The organism is Cupriavidus sp. CuC1, assembly GCF_044627735.1.
GTDB classification, from domain to species: Bacteria; Pseudomonadota; Gammaproteobacteria; order Burkholderiales; family Burkholderiaceae; genus Cupriavidus; species Cupriavidus ulmosensis.
In genome coordinates this window covers 37,597-53,276 of sequence record NZ_JBIUHC010000034.1, presented here as the reverse complement: position 1 = coordinate 53,276, position 15,680 = coordinate 37,597, and the positions used below count along the sequence as shown (strand labels likewise).

The 15,680-nt window shown below is 63.2% G+C and carries 16 protein-coding genes; 6 read left to right on the top strand and 10 right to left on the bottom strand.

The features are described from left to right. Genes ACGLHR_RS16855 through ACGLHR_RS16810 form a run of 10 tightly spaced genes read right to left on the bottom strand, consistent with a single transcriptional unit; the run spans window position 1 to window position 9,930 of the window. A complete protein-coding gene (locus ACGLHR_RS16855; RefSeq protein WP_400095330.1) occupies window positions 1-246 on the bottom strand; it encodes a hypothetical protein in 246 nt (81 codons plus the stop codon). Beyond that, a complete protein-coding gene (locus tag ACGLHR_RS16850) occupies window positions 218-724 on the bottom strand; it encodes a hypothetical protein (RefSeq protein WP_400095329.1) in 507 nt (168 codons plus the stop codon). The genes ACGLHR_RS16855 and ACGLHR_RS16850 overlap by 29 nt, the downstream gene beginning before the upstream one ends. Window positions 725-732: 8 nt before the next feature. Beyond that, a complete protein-coding gene (gene traD / locus ACGLHR_RS16845) occupies window positions 733-2,589 on the bottom strand; it encodes a conjugative transfer system coupling protein TraD (RefSeq protein WP_400095327.1) in 1,857 nt (618 codons plus the stop codon). 4 nt (window positions 2,590-2,593) lie between these two features. Beyond that, a complete protein-coding gene (locus tag ACGLHR_RS16840) occupies window positions 2,594-3,877 on the bottom strand; it encodes a TraI domain-containing protein (RefSeq protein WP_400095326.1) in 1,284 nt (427 codons plus the stop codon). Then, on the bottom strand, window positions 3,874-4,935 hold the full coding sequence (locus ACGLHR_RS16835; protein WP_400095324.1) for a type IV secretion system protein: 1,062 nt from the start codon (window positions 4,933-4,935) through the stop codon (window positions 3,874-3,876). Before ACGLHR_RS16835 ends, ACGLHR_RS16840 begins: the two co-directional genes overlap by 4 nt. A 7-nt stretch (window positions 4,936-4,942) precedes the next feature. Further along, entirely contained in the window at window positions 4,943-5,707 is a 765-nt protein-coding gene (locus tag ACGLHR_RS16830) for a conjugal transfer protein TrbJ (protein WP_400095322.1), read from the bottom strand. 31 nt (window positions 5,708-5,738) lie between these two features. Further along, window positions 5,739-8,186 (bottom strand): VirB4 family type IV secretion system protein, encoded by a 2,448-nt coding sequence (locus ACGLHR_RS16825; RefSeq protein WP_400095320.1) that lies wholly within the window; start codon window positions 8,184-8,186, stop codon window positions 5,739-5,741. Beyond that, window positions 8,180-8,509: a conjugal transfer protein gene (locus tag ACGLHR_RS16820; protein WP_267601183.1), complete on the bottom strand. Its 330-nt coding sequence runs from the start codon at window positions 8,507-8,509 to the stop codon at window positions 8,180-8,182. The genes ACGLHR_RS16825 and ACGLHR_RS16820 overlap by 7 nt, the downstream gene beginning before the upstream one ends. 2 nt (window positions 8,510-8,511) lie before the next feature. Then, window positions 8,512-8,862, bottom strand: coding sequence for a TrbC/VirB2 family protein (locus ACGLHR_RS16815; protein ID WP_400095318.1), 351 nt, complete (start codon window positions 8,860-8,862; stop codon window positions 8,512-8,514). An 18-nt stretch (window positions 8,863-8,880) separates the two neighbouring features. Next, window positions 8,881-9,930, bottom strand: a complete 1,050-nt coding sequence (locus ACGLHR_RS16810) for a CpaF family protein (RefSeq protein ID WP_400095355.1) — start codon at window positions 9,928-9,930, stop codon at window positions 8,881-8,883. Between the two features lie 383 nt (window positions 9,931-10,313). Here ACGLHR_RS16810 and ACGLHR_RS16805 point away from each other — a divergent pair, with 383 nt between their 5' ends. The 6 genes from ACGLHR_RS16805 to ACGLHR_RS16780 all read left to right on the top strand — a co-directional run bounded on the left by ACGLHR_RS16805 (window position 10,314) and on the right by ACGLHR_RS16780 (window position 15,666). Beyond that, window positions 10,314-11,021, top strand: coding sequence for a type IV secretion system protein (locus ACGLHR_RS16805; RefSeq protein WP_400095317.1), 708 nt, complete (start codon window positions 10,314-10,316; stop codon window positions 11,019-11,021). 3 nt (window positions 11,022-11,024) lie between these two features. Then, window positions 11,025-11,915 (top strand): TrbG/VirB9 family P-type conjugative transfer protein, encoded by an 891-nt coding sequence (locus tag ACGLHR_RS16800; protein WP_400095316.1) that lies wholly within the window; start codon window positions 11,025-11,027, stop codon window positions 11,913-11,915. Between the two features lie 26 nt (window positions 11,916-11,941). Beyond that, on the top strand, window positions 11,942-13,162 hold the full coding sequence (locus tag ACGLHR_RS16795) for a TrbI/VirB10 family protein (RefSeq protein WP_400095315.1): 1,221 nt from the start codon (window positions 11,942-11,944) through the stop codon (window positions 13,160-13,162). Then, window positions 13,155-13,952: a lytic transglycosylase gene (locus tag ACGLHR_RS16790; RefSeq protein ID WP_400095313.1), complete on the top strand. Its 798-nt coding sequence runs from the start codon at window positions 13,155-13,157 to the stop codon at window positions 13,950-13,952. Before ACGLHR_RS16795 ends, ACGLHR_RS16790 begins: the two co-directional genes overlap by 8 nt. Continuing rightward, window positions 13,949-15,211, top strand: coding sequence for a TrbG/VirB9 family P-type conjugative transfer protein (locus ACGLHR_RS16785; RefSeq protein ID WP_400095311.1), 1,263 nt, complete (start codon window positions 13,949-13,951; stop codon window positions 15,209-15,211). The genes ACGLHR_RS16790 and ACGLHR_RS16785 overlap by 4 nt, the downstream gene beginning before the upstream one ends. A 68-nt stretch (window positions 15,212-15,279) precedes the next feature. Continuing rightward, on the top strand, window positions 15,280-15,666 hold the full coding sequence (locus ACGLHR_RS16780; RefSeq protein WP_400095309.1) for a lytic transglycosylase domain-containing protein: 387 nt from the start codon (window positions 15,280-15,282) through the stop codon (window positions 15,664-15,666). Window positions 15,667-15,680: the final 14 nt, after the last annotated feature.

The window sequence follows — 15,680 nt, the reverse complement described above, 5'->3', positions numbered from 1 at the left end:
TCAGCGCAGCAGGGAATGAAGTACCAGGCACGGAATCGCGATGAAAGCGAGAAGGCCACCCCAAAATTGTGCAGGGCGAGCCTGTTCGAACTTCAGCAGCGCCATCGCGAAGGCATGCCGGCCCTGGGTGAACCCTTCCGGTACCGGGGCATCGGCGTCGTTGGCGCGCACCCAAGCGCGCATGTCAGCGACCTCAGCGGGCGCGAGGCGGGCGAGCTTAGCAATGAGCGTGTTGGCTACTGACATCGTATTCCTCGAAATAGCGGCGGAAGGTCGGTCCCTTGAGGACGCGGGCGGCCAACTGAAAGGCGGCGCTGCGCGGCGTGATCGGTTCGGGGCACGGCTCATCGACCATGCGGCAGACATATCCCGGCAACTGCCGCGCTTCGAACAACGGGATCGGTTCCAGGAACGGAGCCCAGACGTTGTACTTCTCGCCCTTGAAGGCGGCATAGCGCTTCGCATACAACTCGTGCGATCGCGCAAAGAGGCCGCGCATGAAGGCGATGTTGCCGTCACCGGCCTTGCGCTCGACCTTGTAGCCGGCGAGCGCGTCCATCAGCATTTCCTTCACCAGCGGCTCGTCGCGCACGATGAAGTTCAGGCCGATGAAGTCCACGAGCCGGGTGCAGACGTCGTCCAGTTCCGGGAAACAGAGGAAGACGGGCGACAGTTTGGCCGACAGCTTGTGCTGCTTGACGATCTGGCGAAACAGGCTGGACATGTGCGAACTTATCCTTCGATGATGGGGATGCGGCCCAGGTAGACGGCGCCACCGGAGACCCGCAGGAAATACTGGAGGTTGGGCAATCGGGTAATCAGCTGGATTGGAATCAGGGGCACCTTTTCCAGTTGCCGGGAACGGGACACCGAGCCGCTGAATTCGCCCAAGTGGGCTTCACTGCCGGTGCTGGTGCTGCTGGACTGGACGATGTTGGTGATGCCGGTTTCGCCCACCTTGTCCGAGAACCACTGCGCCGTGTCGGTGTCTTCCAATCGTAAGATGATTTGGTTGTTTAAGTTCGCCAAAACCTGCAGCATTTTTGCTGCGTTACCGAGTTTCGCCTCCAAATCCGAGCGGCTTTGGAAGGCGACGAAGGCCTTGAAGCCCGCACCGCGGCCCTTGTTGAGGATTTGGATCACCTGCTCGTTGATCGCCTCGGCCACCTCGTCGATGATGAGCACGACCGCTGGCGGCTTGTCGTAGAAGTTGTAGATCGTGCCGGCTACCGATGCGATGTCCGACAGGATCATTGAGGCGATGGCCTTCGCGACGATGCTGTTGGACATGGAATCGAGCCCGACGCACAGCACGGCCTTCTGCTTGATGATCTTGTCGATGTCCCAGATCTCCCGGTCGTCCTCGAAGTCATCCGCCTTGGGCGCCAGCATCAGGCCGGTCTCGCCGGTGGCGAGCATCTGCAGCAGGGGCAGGGCGGACGCAATGATGCGCATGTAGTGCTCGCGGTCATGCGTGAAGGTCGAGACCAGGCCGTCGAGTGACTCATGGCCGCGCCCGACGTTGGCAAAGCGCTGGAGGTAGAGTTGCACCATGCCGTCGAGCAGGGTGGCGCCGCTCTTCTGGCCAAGCTTCTGCATGAAGCCGTTGACCTCGTCCTCCCAGTCGGCCATGCCGGACTCGGGGAAGAAGCGCTTGAGGCAGCGCTCCAGCAGGCTATTGATGCCGGACTGCGCGTAATTGAGGATGGAGCGCAGGTTGGGCTTGTCGCCGACGTACAGTTCCCCCTTGACCGCGCGGTCGATGAAGAGGAACGCGAAGTCGCGGAACGGGCCTTCCTCCATCAGTTGCGCGATGCGGCTGGGGATTTCGGAGGGCTGCGACCAGTTTTCCAGCGGGTTCAGGCGGATCGACTCCGACGGCGCGGCCTGTTTCCAGTACAGGAACTTGCGCCCGGTGCGCTCGCACTCTTTTTTGACGCGATCTTTCAAATCGCGATCATTTTTTGGGTCAATGATAATTAAAACATCTTCGGCATTATGTATCACTTGTGTCGAAATTATCTCATAGGTCCGGGTCTTGCCTGCGCCGGTAGTGCCTCCCACCGCCGTATGACCGCCGAGCGCCTTGTAATGCAGAGGCACGCGAACCTTCTTGGGCTCCATGCCGTGAATCCACGATTGGCCCTGCGGGGTACGATCCGGAATGCTGTTCGCGGGGGCAAACCTGGCCTCGATGGCGCGGGTAATGTCCGTGGGCAGCCAGCGTGGCAGGCCCGGGATTTCCGAAGTCGGCATGCGCAGGATGTCGTGCGCGATCTGACAATGCTTCTGCGTCCATTCGAAGCCGGTACCAAGATACATGGCATCGTCGCGCTCGCGCAGCTTCACGCTCTCATCGAGCAGCTGGTCGATGCGGATCTTGGCGAGCCACTTGGTCGAGATGGCCATCCGGAAGGCCAGCGCCCGCCATACCTGCGTGCCGCGCAGCAACAGCATGACGGCGCAGAGGACAGCGAAGTAGACCGCGTGCGGCATCCCCGAGGCGAAGATCAGCACCAGGCCGAGCGCCCAGCCGACCGCGGCGCGGGCCTCGAACATGGGGCGGAAGTGATTGATGTAGCGAACCATGGAATCAGGCAGGGTGGTTGGGGCGCGGCAGGATCAGCGTGCCGATTCGCTCCGCGAGAACGAGGTCGGTGCCCTGCAAGGCGTACAGCAAGCTCTCCTTGCGCAGCTTCTCGATCAGCGTTTCGCTGGCGATGCCGTAGTTGCCCAGTACTTTCTTGGGAAGGACCAGACCTTTCTCGGCCCACGCGACCTTGACCTTGCCCGCGGTGACGTCCTGGGCGAGCGCCCGGAAGAACTCGCTCATCATTCGCGATCCTCCCAGCAGCACGGTGAATGGGTCCGGCGTGTCGCGGCGTGCCCGGCCGATGGCGGCGGCATCGATGGCGCCCGCTACCGGAGCGCTCGGTGGCGTGGCAGGCGGGATGGTCGGTGCTACGGGCTCTGCCGCTGCCGGCTGGCCGGTGGCCGCCGTGGGCGCAACTGGCACGGTGGCGGATGGCTGGAACAGGGAGGCGGCGCCCGCTGCCGCGCTGGGCGGCGGCGCGACCGGTTCTGCAGCCTTGGCAGCAGGGCCGACTTTACTGTTAGCAGCAGACGCTCCTGGGGTAGGCGCGGCGGCTAGCTGTTCGGCCGACGGTGGCACGGTGGTGTCCGGGGCGAAGACCGCCCGGCGTGCCTTCTGCTCATAGTCACGGGTGGCTGCGACTGCCTGGCGCACAATTTTGTGCAACTGTGCCTCGAACCCGGTCGGCATCGGGGCCGGGTTGATCGCGCCGAACAGCTCTGTCAGCACGGGGCCGTCCAGCCACGACAGCGCGTCGGCGCCAAGGATCGTGCGTGCCAACAGGGCGCTGCGCATGCGTTCCACCGGCAGCGGAGCCGCCAGACGTATCACGCGGTAGGGATTGCCCGCAAGCCACGGATGAAACGCACCGTGCGCGGCGGGCACCCACTGCTCGCCGGTGTCCTCGCGCACGAAGTGGAAGTGCCGGCAGGGTTCATCGAGCCAGGAACAGCATGCCGCCAGAAAGAGCGCATACAGGTATTGGGGTTCGAGGCGGCGGCGGCGCTCAGAGGGCTGGTCGGCGGCGAACTTCTGCCCGCCCGACAGGCGCATGGCGAAATACACCACCTCGATCGTGGCGCGGAACGCGCCGCCTGGCTCGGCATGTTGTTCCGGTTGCAGCGGCATGGTCGAAAACCAGGTAGCGCAAGAGCGGAGTACGGCCAGCCATTTGCCATCGAATACGGTGGGGTCAGCCTCGTTGGCGTACTGGCGGATCAGCGCAAGACGCCCGCCTTGCGTCGCCAGCAGCATGTCGGCATCCATGGGTGCGTGTTGCGTCATTTCAGGAGCTTTCCAAGCTTCATCGCACCTTTCGCTGCGCCCGCAACAGCACCGCCGGAGATGCCACCGCCCGTGCCGAACAGCGAGCCGGCCAACTTCGGAATCTCGAACGAGATGAGGAGTACCAGGACGGACAGGGACGCGGCCTTCCAGCCGGCGGCGGCGGTGCTTGTTCCTACGGTGGCGACCTTATTGATTGTTGCGCTGGTGGATTCTGCGACGAGATTCGCGATGATCGCCGACGTCACGATATACATGGATGCCGTGACCATGAAATCGAACCACGCCCAGAAGTACTTGCGGGTGTAGTCGGAGAAGCCCAGGGCCACCGCGATCAACCCTACCGCGAGGCCGACGGCGGCCTGGAGTTGCCCGATCATGACGTAGTAGGTGTAGACGAGCGATGAGATGGCTGAAAGAAGAAAGGCAATCAGGAGACCCAGGCCTGAAAGAATCGCGTCCAGCTTGTTGTACCAAGAGGCAACCCTGATCGCGACGACGAACGAATCAAAAAATTTCCCGGCGATACGGGCAAGGACTGCGCCAGTTTCATAGTTGCCGCCGCTCATCGCTCGCGCGATTTCATCGAACCATTGGAAGATGCCTATGCCAAAGGAGTCGAAGCTGAGATAGATCGCGGAGAAGATGCCGAGGATCGTTACTGTTTCGAGGAACTCCACCCAGGCGCCGACAGGGTGTCGATGTGCCATGAACTGGATGGCGGCGATCGTGAGTGTGATCACCGCAAGTGCCCATGCGAACTTGCCAGCCTCCGGCGCTGTGGTGCGGCTCAGCGCAATGCCGCCGCTGAGCAAGCCATCCCGCAGTGCCATCAACTCTTTGACGGTATCCGACAACGCCTCGCCGGTTGAGCCAACGGCGGGCATGGGGACAGCCGAACCCCCAGACGGCGCTGACGACGGCGACGGTACTGGTTGCGCCAAGGGAGGAATCGAGACCTCCGATTGCGCTCTTGCCGGCAAGGAGACGAGGGAGAGCAACGCCAGTAGCGCCAGTAGCGCGGCAACGGCGGCGCGGAGGATCGTGGTTCGTTTCATGTCAGCCTTACTTTCCGGACGATGTTCCGCGATTGAAGACGGTCTGTCGGAGCTGCTGCAGTTCAGCTGCCTGCTGACGGGAAAGCGCCTCGGCTGCGGTGGTCTTCTCGGCGGTGTCCGAGTTGGCCTTCTGGTCTTTGATCGCGTCGGATTGGGTCTTCGCCCCCATCAGCTGCAGCAGGTCTGCATTTTGACTGGCCAATACATCGAGCATCTGGTTCGTGAGCTGGGCGGTAGCTTCGCTCGTCTGATTCATCTCGAGGTCTGACTGAAGCTGCTTTCGGCGTTGCGCCATCTTTTGATTGCTTGCCGTGATGTCATTGCCGAGACTGAACAGGCGCTTAGCCGTCTTGTCGCCCGTCTCGAGCAGCGTGCGTTGATCCTGGAACCATTGGTCTGGGGTCTTGCCGGACTGCACGACCATGCTCTGCACGCGGGAGAGATAATCGGCGTTGTTGGCAAGGCCACCGTAGAGGTCCTGCAGCGTCTGGCCGTACTGCTCGTGCTTCTTGATATCGTCCTTGATCGAGCTCGCCTGGGCCAGCATGGAGGTCGAGTCTAGCCCGACCGCCTGCTGCAGCTGGTTGAGCATCATCTTGTACTGGTAGGTGATATTGGTGTTTTCGTACACTTCGGTCTTCAGCGCCTGCGCCGCCGTCATCGTGTTCTTGATGAAGTTGGCCGCGTCAAACACAGGCCATCCGCTGGCGTGTGCCAGCGACGAAGCGCTCAGGGCCGCGGTGACAAGCAGTTTTGTAGCGATCTTTTTCATAGGGTTCTCCAGTGTTTGAGCAGGATCCGCGTTAGCCGCGGGCAAGGACTTCTCGGACGTAGCGGTCTTGCCATTCGGGGTGCCCGGACGCGTAGTGCCGGTCCAGCACTTCCTGGGCATAGCCGTCGGAGCGCAGCATCGCGATCATTTCCTTGCTGAACGCGGTCTGCAGCATCCGGGTCTGTGCCTTCGTGGTCCAGAGGTAATCCCGGTTGGGCACCGCCTCGGCAATCATCTTCACCTGATCGTTGGTGAGGCCGAATACGTCGCAATACAGGTCCTTGCTGGTACTAGCCTGGCTGTTGGGCAGGTAGAGGATGTTGGCGATGTTGTCCTTGAGGATCTCGAAGTCCGCGACACGTGCGATCTGCTGCAACGATTGCGTCGCCATCCAGATTGCGCCGTTGAGCTTGCGGATCGTCACAATCCAGGTCTCCAGCCGCGCATAGAAGCGTGGATTGGTGAAGAAGAAGCCGGCTTCCTCCACCTCGATGATGGTGTAGCGCGTGCCGCCCATCGACTGGCTGATGCGGTAGAACGCATAGTCCATGAAGAGAGCCGCAGCGCGTGGGAACGTCATGAACAGGTCGCCCATCTCGATCGACAGGTCGTCGCTCACCTCGAAGGCGTCCTCCACGTGGTCGAAGAAGTGACCGTACTGGCCGCCCTTCACCCAGATCTGCAGGCGCTCGCGCAGCGAGGCGTGCAGTTGCGTGCAGAGATTCGAGAGCGTCCAGTGCTCACGCGAGAAGCGCGAGAGGATCTGCACGGCCTGATACAGGTCAGTGCGTTGCTGCGGCGTGACCCGGAACTCGTCGTCCTCGATGGCGAGCACCAGCCAGTCGGTGACATAGGCATGGTTGTCCGGATTACCCAGCAACGCCAGGGGATTGGTCTGCGTAGCGGCCTGAAAGCGGCCGGTCACGTCGACGAACTTGCCACCGGCCAGCAGCGTCGGAATGCGCGTCGATCGGTCCTTGTCGAAGCGGATGCGTCGGGCTCCCTGGCGGCCCGCCTGCGTGACGAGGAAGTTGAGCATCACGGACTTGCCGGCGCCGATGGGGCCGAGTACGAGCAAGTGGCCGTTGCCGCCCGGCTGGTGCATGTCCACCCGTTGCGCGGTGCGATGACGGGTCGGCAGGCAGGTGAGAGGGGGCGTCTCCACCCCAGACATGTTGGTGAGCCAGTTGTTACGGGTCGGACCGGGGCGCACGGAGCGCAGCGGGGCGATGTCGGAGACGGCCGGCGTTTCCACGAATTGCAGCCGACGCTGCTTATCCCAACGGCCGGGCAGCGTGCTGTTCCAGGCGGGTAGCAGGTTGGCCTTCTCGCGGATCGGACCGAAGCCGGCGTTGGTGATGGCACCCACGACGTCGCTGACGGCATCCTCGCACTCGGCTTCTGAGTCCCCGTAGACGATGACCGAGATATTGACGAAGCCGTGCTGCTGGCCTTCGGCGGTCAGGCGGCGCAGCGCGTCGCCCGCCTCGGCGGCCAGTTGCTCGCGGCCCTCGTCGTTCTCGGCTTCTTCCTTGGCCGCCGCCTGTTTGACGATCGACCAGAGGTTGAAGCTCGCCATTTTGTAGAAGCGGCGAATCTCCTCGATGTAGTTCGTGGCCTTATGGGTGTCGAGGAACCGATAGAGAATGCAAATATCCAGTTCGACGTCGAGTTGCGTGAGGGCGTCGAGCGCCGCTTCCTGGAAGCCCATCCATTCCTTGACCGCCACGACAGCGGCGTAGCGCTTGCCGTGTGCCGATTCAAAAAGCAGCTTGTCGGAACCGCTGGTCACTTCCGACTCGGTCAGATGGGTGTCCAGCAGCGTCACGGGGAAGCGAATCCGGCGCGGTGGCACGGTCGGGTTGGCGGTTTGGTGCAAGGCCGCGAGGCTGTCCTGCAGGGACAGGCGCGTGAGGCCGAGCTTGGTGACGCCGCCTGCGAAGGCGTCGAGCATCGATTCGAAGCGCTTGGCGTCGGCCTCGGTGCGTTGCAGGTCGAAGGCGAAGGCGTTGCGGGCCAGTAGCACGTCCTTGGCGGTCTCGAAGGCTGCCACGACGAAGTTCTTGCTGCCGACTGTCATGTGGTGCGCCATACGCTCGAACACCTTGTCGATGCCGTTTTCAGGCGTATAGGCAAGGGCCAGCGAGTGCGTGTTGTGGAAGTACTTGCCGCTCGCCATATGCTTGCGGTTGAGGGCGTCGATCCGGGCGTCGGACGCGGCGGGGAAGGTGCCGCCGATGTAGTCGCGGGTGCGCCGGTGGCGTAGCCGCCACCACGCCGTCACACGGCTGTCGAAGCTGCGGCAGGCCTGGTCGAGCTGGTCGCGGGCGGCCGACACGTCGTGCGTGTTGGGGCTGTCCGCGTCAATGCCGTTGAAGTCATAGGTCGCCAGCAGCGAGCCGTCCTTGTTCAGCACCAGGTCGGGGGTGACGAGTGTCATCCATGGCGCAATCTCTTGCATCGGGCGGCGTTTCAGCATGGCAGGTCGCTGTCGAAGCCATAGGGGCGGCGGAAGCGCGGGCTGAGCTTGCCGTGCCACGGGGTGGGTTCGTACACGTCACCGTAATGGTTGTAGACGTTCAGCACGAGGTTCCACCACGGGTCGCTTGTGGTGAGCCAGCGCAGGAAGAGGTGCACGCACAGGCCGACCAGGAAGAAGCCGGCCACAGTCCAGATGCCGCCCGAGTAGGTGGCATAGCACAGCAGGGCCGTGATGGTCCCGTTGGCAATCGCAAGACCACGGACAGCACCCCCCATCATGCGTGGCAGGGACAGTGACCGGCTGACGGTGTGCTGGCGCATGATCAGCAGTACTGGGTGAGACCGAGGTTCTTGGCGATCGGAATCGCGGCGGCTGCCAGACCAATGCCGACGATGGCCGTCATGACGACCTTGACGATGGTCGATTCGGAGTTGGCAATGCCGATCGCACCCAGAATAATAACCACTACGCCGATCACAAAGAGGATGGGACCGCTGACCAGCGCCTGGATCGAGCAGATCATGTTCGTGAGGCCACTGAAGATACCGAGGTCGGCGGCGAAGGCACTCTGGGCGCACAGGAGCAGCGTTGCGCCCAGCACGAGGGCGGTCTGCTGCGAACGGGTCCGGGCGGCGTTGAGCTGCATCCCCGCTGGTCGATTGGAACGGAACATGGTTTGTTGAACTCCCAGTTAGAAAACGCGATTGACGACGTAGTCGCCTTGTTTGAATCCCTGAATTTCCAGGATTTCCGACACATGCCGCATCTCGCCGGTGCGGCGCAGATGCAGGACGTAGTGGAAGCATTCGGCGATGAGCTTGCGCATGTCGTCCAACTCCCAGCGGGAGCCGGTCGGGATGCCGAGCATCGCCAGACTTTCCAGCCGCGACAGGGCGGATCGGGCGTTGTTGGCGTGCAGCGACGCCATGCCGCCGTCGTGGCCGGTGTTGAGCGCCTGCAACAGGTCGAAGGCTTCGCCACCGCGCACCTCGCCAACGAGGATGCGGTCGGGTCGGAAGCGCAGTGACAGTGCGACCAGTTGCTGCGTGGTCACGCGGGTGTCGGCATTGGATAGCAGGCGCACCTTGTTGGGCACCGTCAACTTGAGTTCCATCGTGTCTTCGATGGAGAGCACCCGTTCGCTGTCCGGAATCTCCGCGACCAGTGCATTGAGCAGCGTGGTCTTGCCCGAGGACGTACCGCCGGCGACCAGGATGTTCTTGCGCTGCACGACCAGTTGGGTAAGGGCTGCCTTCAGCGCCTCGTCTTCGACAAGGCCGTCGAAGATCGGCTTGTCGTCGGTGGTGTTGCGCGCGACACGCGAAGAGAACGCGCCCATCTGGACATAGTCGGTCAGAGACAGGTTGGTTTCCCGGTGACGGCGGATGCTGAGCGCGTTGCCGTCGATAGCGGTCGGCTGCATCACCGCGGCAATCCGCATGCCCTTGTAACCGGCGTTGATGATGCCCTGATCGGTGCCGCGGACCGCGGATTTCTGCACCGAGGCCGCCAGCGCCCGCACGGCGCCTTCGAGCATGGCCGGTTCGATCCGGATATCGAGTTGACGCAGTTCGCCATGTCGTTCGATCCAGATGCTCTCGGGATGGTTGATCATGACTTCGGCAATGTCCGAGGCCTCGACGTAAGCCTTAATGGGGCTCAGCGCCTCGAAGAACATGGCGACCGCGCTCGCTTCGAGCTGATCGAATTGCAGGGTGGGGTGAGCGGCTGGTGCAGACATGCCGCTATTGTTCTCGTTCGGCGTGCTCGTGTGCGATTGAAAGGTATGTGATTTTCGTGAGCTTTTCGCGGATACGGGACGATCGCTACGACACGCCTTTGCGCGGGGGAGGGGGGCGAGCACATGAGTCTCCCCTACTTGCAGTAAAGCGTATGAAAACAGCGTCATATCGCAAGTAGGGCGGACACATGTGCTCGGGGGCGGGGGCCACCGCGCTAGTGTGAGCGCACAGTAGTGCAGTACGTCGGCGTCCTCCACGCGACCGCTAAGAAAGTGGTCTCCGATGTAAGAGAAATTGAAAGCTGTCGAAAATCGTATAGCTTTCGCCGCGCTGTGGGGGGCGTTTCGCTGGTCAAATTGGCGACATCCAAACAGGTGCCCCAATGCCACTGTTCTCCCGCCGCAACGATTCCAAGAAAGTCCTCTCCCCCGCCCCCGGCATGTATGCGGGTGAGGACGTTACGCAGTTCCTGTTCGACCGCACCGCACGTGTGGTGGTCGAGCGCAACCACTGGAAGCTGGCCGCACTGGCGGCCGCCTTGGTGGCGGTGGCGGCAGTGATGACCCGCCAACCGCCAGAGCCGGTCGTGCGCGTGGTCGGCGTGTCGGGCGACGCCAACGGCAAAGCGGTGGCGCGGGAGCTGGACGCCTACCAGCCTAAGGCGCTGGAAATCCAGGTCGCTTTCCGCGACGTGGTTACACGCATGTTCACGATCGAGCCGGTGCTGACGGCCGAGATCGAGGACTCACGCATCTTCCAAAATATCAACGCCGTGAAGAAGCAAATGGTGGGCGCCGCGCGCAAGCAGTTCGAGGACTGGCTGGCGGAAGACGCGCCGTTTCGCGTCATCGCGCAAAGCCCCTCGCTGGTACGCGAGGTGCAGGTCACCAACATTGCCTTGCTGCCGGACAACACCGTCGCGGTGGAGTTTGTCACGTCGACCCGGGACGAGGGCACGAAGCCGCGCAAGCAGCGTTATGCGATGACCTTCCGCTACCAGATTGATCCCCCGAAGAGCGATGCGGCCCTCTCAGCCAATCCATTTGGCATCTATCCCGTGTTCTTCAGCATTCAAAAATCCGCCGCCTGAGCCATGACCCACTCCTTGTGTTCCCGTTTCTCCGTCGTTGGCCTGACAGCGGCCATCTGCCTGATGCTGTCGGCAGCCCCCGGCTTCTCGGCCGACAAGCCCTCGCGAAGGGCGCCGCCGCCGCTGCCTGCACTGGGTATTGGCGACATGGCCGACGCCATGAACCCGATGAATCCGTTTAATGGCGGGGTCGAGCCGGTAGCCTTGCCTGGTGACTCCCGCCTGGTGGTGTTCCCCTACAGCGCGGATCAGATCTTCCGCGTGCTCACCGCCCCGTTGAAGACGACGACGATCGAGTTCGGCCCCGACGAGCAGATCGTGGGCGATCCGGCCTGGGGCGAGAACATCCGCTGGAGCTTCGACACGGACGGCGCGAACCATCTGTATGTGAAGCCGAACGGGCCCGGTCTGGTCAACACGCTGTCGGTCAATACCAACAAGCGCAGCTACGAATTCACGCTGGTGTCCTCGCCGCTGGGCGGGATCTTCTACCAGAAGGTGCGCTTCCGCGTTCAGGCCCCATTCGGCGCCAAGTCAAAGGCGCGCGCCGATCAGTCGGGGGCGCCGGAAGAGCGCGATGGCGGCGCGGCGCTGCCCGATGCGGTTGCGGTGTCCCCCGACAAGCTGAACTTCGACTATGGCGTGTCGGGCAGCGCGAGTTTCAAGCCAGAGACGGTGTTTGACGACGGCAAGGCAATCTGGATGCGCATGCCCAAGGCCGCCGATTGGCCGGTGGCGCTGGTCAAGGACGGCAGCGACTACGTGGTGGCGAACTTCATCCGGCGCGGCGACTTCCTTGTGCTGCAGCGTCTGGCCGACGAGGTCGCGCTGCGCTCGGGCGATACCGAAGTGACGGTGCAGCGCGGCAAGCGCCGCATCCTTGGCCTGTTCTGAGCGAGGCGCGCACCGTGAAGCAGCCCGTGACTGACGTTTCTGACGCGAAGACGCGCCTGACCAGCGGCAAGGTGCCGCGCAACATCGTCACCACCCTCGGCGTGGTGGCGGCGGTGGCGGTGGGTACGCTCGGCTATTTCTACCAGAGCGGCATGGAGTCGGACCAGGCCAAAGAGGCCGAAGCGAAAAAGGCCAAGAAGCTGCAGGAGCGCACCAGCAGCCCCGACAGTGGCGGACTGGACCAACTCATCCGCCAGCAGCAGGACGAAGCGCGCAGGCAGGCGGCACTGCAAGCGGCGTCGGCCACCAAGGCCGAGCCGGCCAGCAAGGCCCCGGTCATGACGGCAAAGGATTTCGTGCAGCCGCCCTCGACGCCGGCCACCGGTGAGCTGGGCAAGGCGAATGACACGGATACCGTCATGTCCTCGCCGATCTTCAAGCAGGACGGTGGCCGCATGCGCCGCGACGCGGGCAAGCGCCAGCCTGATCTTGCGGGCGTTGTCGACCCGGCCCAGATGCGAAGCCAGCAGGTCGCCGCGGCGGGCATGGACGGCCTGGGTGGTATCGGCGCGGGTGCACCGGGCGGCGGTGATGCCGCACCCATGTCGAGCGACAAGCAGTTCCTGCGGGGGGCGGCGGCCACCAGCTTCACCCGCACCGGGTTCGCCGGCAAGCTAGCACCATGCACGGTGAGCCAGGGTTTTGTGATTCCCGCTACCTTCGTCGGCGGCCTCAATTCGGACAAGCCCGGCGAATTCCGCGCCACCGTCACGAACGACGTCTACGACACAGTCAACGGCACTTGCAAAGCCATTCCGGCAGGCTCAACGCTGGTGGGTACATACAGCAGCGATATCGGCATCGGGCAGGAGCGCATTCTTGCGGCATTCATCCGGATGCAACTGCCTAATGGCAAGTGGGTACCGCTGCTTGGCATGGGTGGGGCCGATCCAAACGGCTATGCGGGCATCAGTGGCGACGTCAACAATCACTTCTTCAAGATCTTCTCGGGGGCCCTGATCATCGGCGTGCTGGAGCAGCGCTTCAACAATACCGCAACGGCGACGACGGCCACTCCGGGAGGTATCACCACCTACGGCAACACCGCAGGGCAGGTGGCGGCACAAACGGCGCAGACGATGCTCAACCGCAACCAGAACATCCGCCCGACGATTACTACGAAGCCGGGCCAGAAGATGATGGTGCAGGTCAAGCACGACATCGTGCTGGAGCCCTACCGTGATTAAGGGTGCGGCCGCGCTCCTGTTGTTGCTGGCCGCGACGGGCGTGGGCGCGCAGACCGTCGAGGCGATGGTGAGCCCGACGACGCTGATCGTGCGCGACAGCGGTGGGGCGCGCATCGTCTCTCTGCCAGGCAAGCCTGTGCTCTTTTGCGGGCTGGATCCGTTCGTCGGCTGGTCGGCGCGGTTGATTGGGGCGACCCTGCGGATGGAACCCGGCCAGGCGCCGGCGGTCGAGTCGCACGGGCGGACCATGGCACTCACGGCGCTGCTTGCACGCGACGGCTGGCTTCGCCCGGAGACCCTGGATGAGCGCACCCAGGTTGCGCTGGTTGAGCGCCGTGGCGGTTGGGCCTGTGCGCCGATGATGGAAGCCTTTTCGCAGATGAGCGCGCGCGTCGATCCGCAGATCCTGGCCAGCATCGCCATGAATGAATCGGCGTATCGTGGCCGACCCTGGCCGTGGACCCTCAACGTGGCTGGTCGCGGCATGTACTTCGCCACCCGGGAGGACGCGCATGCCGCGATCAACCAGCTGCTTTCTGAGAGACGCTGCAATTTCGACGTTGGGATCATGCAGATCAACTGGTGCTACCACGGCCAGCGGTTCGCCTCGTCATGGGATGCGCTGGCTCCGGCGACCAACATCCGCGTGGCCGAAGCCATCCTAACGGAAAACCTGCAACGCAGCGGGTCAGCGATGAAGGCGGTGGCCTGGTACCACAGCGCCGACCCGAGCCGCGGCGGGCCATATCTGGCTCGATTCATGAACCACTTCAAGCAAATGGCCCAATGAGCAAGCATCTTCTTTACGCCGCCGTCGCCCTCTTGATCAGCGGGCCGTTATCCGCGGCGCCGACCGATCCGTTCGACTTCGACTATCAGGTCGTGGCCAAGGCTAGCGACCGGCCGGCGATGATCTTCAACGACGGCAGCAGCACCTACATCCAGCCTCGCGCGGGACAGCAGATTGTCGCGGGAGGTGGGCAGCAATCCGGTCCGTATATCGTGCTGGACGGCGTGCCTGATGTCGTGCGCTACACCACGAACGGGAACGAGGTGGTCGCGCGCTGGACCCGAGCGAACGGGTTCACCGGCGAGCCAGCGAATCCTGCCGGCGAGTTGCCACGCGGCTTCAGCGGCTTTAGCGGGCGCATTGCCTTGATCGGCAATCACAATGGTCTTGCGCTGGTGCGCCCGAGCGACACCACGATGCCGCTGGCGCCGTTGATCAAGACCCTCGCCCCGGCAGGCTGGACCGGATCGGCGCAGAAGGATATCGCTCTGAGCCAGGAGATGCGCTTCGCCACGCGCTCCGGCGAGAACTGGGTGCAAGCGCTTGAGCGCCTGCTGGCGCAGCGTGACCTGTACGCCGAACTCGATTTCGAGCGCCGGAACATTGCCCTGCGGGCGACGGCACCGAAGTCTCTGGCGGTCGCCGGTACGGGGGCAGCGTCCCCTTCCGGGTTGGCGCCGGTCAATGCTGCCCCACAGATGATTGCAGCCTCGACGATTGCGGCCTCGGCGGCAGAGGCCGCTGGCGGCCCGACCGAAGGAGATGGCTCCGCCCTGGGCGATGCGTTCGACGCGCAAGCCATCCGTGACACCAAGGCCGGCCGGATCGAGATCCGCTTCGAGAAGAAGCCGACCGGTCTGGTGGTACGACGTGACGGTGGCGAGGAACTGGATACGACCTGGAACGAGGACGAAAGGGTGCTGTCGTTCCGCACCGCGGATCGCTTCACGGTAAGCGGCGGCGGCAAATCGGTTGAGGTCGCCCGTGTGCCGGGGATCGCCTATCTCTTCCCCCAAGACAACCCGGCTGGGTTGGAGCGCGTCTTCGAGAAGGATGGCGCTACCTACCTGAGCTTCCGCCAGTCGTTGGTGCAGGTCTCCGTCTTCGACGAGAGCAACCGGTCCAATGGGGAGCACAAGGACCGGTATTACAAATACAACGGGATTAGCGCTCGCCTGACGGTGATGGCGGACGGTAAGGCGGTCACGGTGAGCAGGCAGCCTGAGGTCCGGTTCTACGAGCGGGCGTCGGTGCTATGAGTTTCCTGCCACGGCTGAGCATACCGCTTCTAGCTATCGGACTTGCCCTCGGGGCGACGGGTTCCGTCATGGCGGACTGCCTGGACGATGCCGCAGTCTTCCATCAGGTGAGCCCGGTTCTACTGTGGGGCATTGCGCAACACGAGTCGGGAATGCGCGCGTATGCGATCAATCGCAACACGAACGGCAGTGAAGACATTGGCCTCATGCAGATCAACACGGTGCATCTGCCCAGGCTTGCCAAGTACGGCATTACGCGGCAGTCGCTGTTCAATCCTTGCGTCAGTGCCTACGTCGGTGCGTGGATTCTGCGCGAGAACATGGACCGATACGGGCCAACCTGGGACGCGGTGGGCGCGTACAACGCGACCTCACCGGATAAGCGCCTCAGGTACATCAACCGCATCTACAGCACGCTGCAGCGCGGCGTTCCGGCCAACCAAGCAATTAGATAACCGAAGGTAACAAG

Bases quoted from the DNA above. Each gene is read 5' to 3' on its own strand.
- ACGLHR_RS16850 (WP_400095329.1), bottom strand. From the start codon at position 724: ATGTCCAGCCTGTTTCGCCAGATCGTCAAGCAGCACAAGCTGTCGGCC.
- ACGLHR_RS16825 (WP_400095320.1), bottom strand. From the start codon at position 8,186: ATGCTGAAACGCCGCCCGATGCAAGAGATTGCGCCATGGATGACACTC.
- ACGLHR_RS16820 (WP_267601183.1), bottom strand. From the start codon at position 8,509: ATGCGCCAGCACACCGTCAGCCGGTCACTGTCCCTGCCACGCATGATG.
- ACGLHR_RS16835 (WP_400095324.1), bottom strand. From the start codon at position 4,935: ATGAAACGAACCACGATCCTCCGCGCCGCCGTTGCCGCGCTACTGGCG.
- ACGLHR_RS16840 (WP_400095326.1), bottom strand. From the start codon at position 3,877: ATGACGCAACACGCACCCATGGATGCCGACATGCTGCTGGCGACGCAA.
- ACGLHR_RS16855 (WP_400095330.1), bottom strand. From the start codon at position 246: ATGTCAGTAGCCAACACGCTCATTGCTAAGCTCGCCCGCCTCGCGCCC.
- ACGLHR_RS16805 (WP_400095317.1), top strand. From the start codon at position 10,314: ATGCCACTGTTCTCCCGCCGCAACGATTCCAAGAAAGTCCTCTCCCCC.
- ACGLHR_RS16830 (WP_400095322.1), bottom strand. From the start codon at position 5,707: ATGAAAAAGATCGCTACAAAACTGCTTGTCACCGCGGCCCTGAGCGCT.
- traD (WP_400095327.1), bottom strand. From the start codon at position 2,589: ATGGTTCGCTACATCAATCACTTCCGCCCCATGTTCGAGGCCCGCGCC.
- ACGLHR_RS16800 (WP_400095316.1), top strand. From the start codon at position 11,025: ATGACCCACTCCTTGTGTTCCCGTTTCTCCGTCGTTGGCCTGACAGCG.
- ACGLHR_RS16785 (WP_400095311.1), top strand. From the start codon at position 13,949: ATGAGCAAGCATCTTCTTTACGCCGCCGTCGCCCTCTTGATCAGCGGG.
- ACGLHR_RS16810 (WP_400095355.1), bottom strand. From the start codon at position 9,930: ATGTCTGCACCAGCCGCTCACCCCACCCTGCAATTCGATCAGCTCGAA.
- ACGLHR_RS16815 (WP_400095318.1), bottom strand. From the start codon at position 8,862: ATGTTCCGTTCCAATCGACCAGCGGGGATGCAGCTCAACGCCGCCCGG.
- ACGLHR_RS16780 (WP_400095309.1), top strand. From the start codon at position 15,280: ATGGCGGACTGCCTGGACGATGCCGCAGTCTTCCATCAGGTGAGCCCG.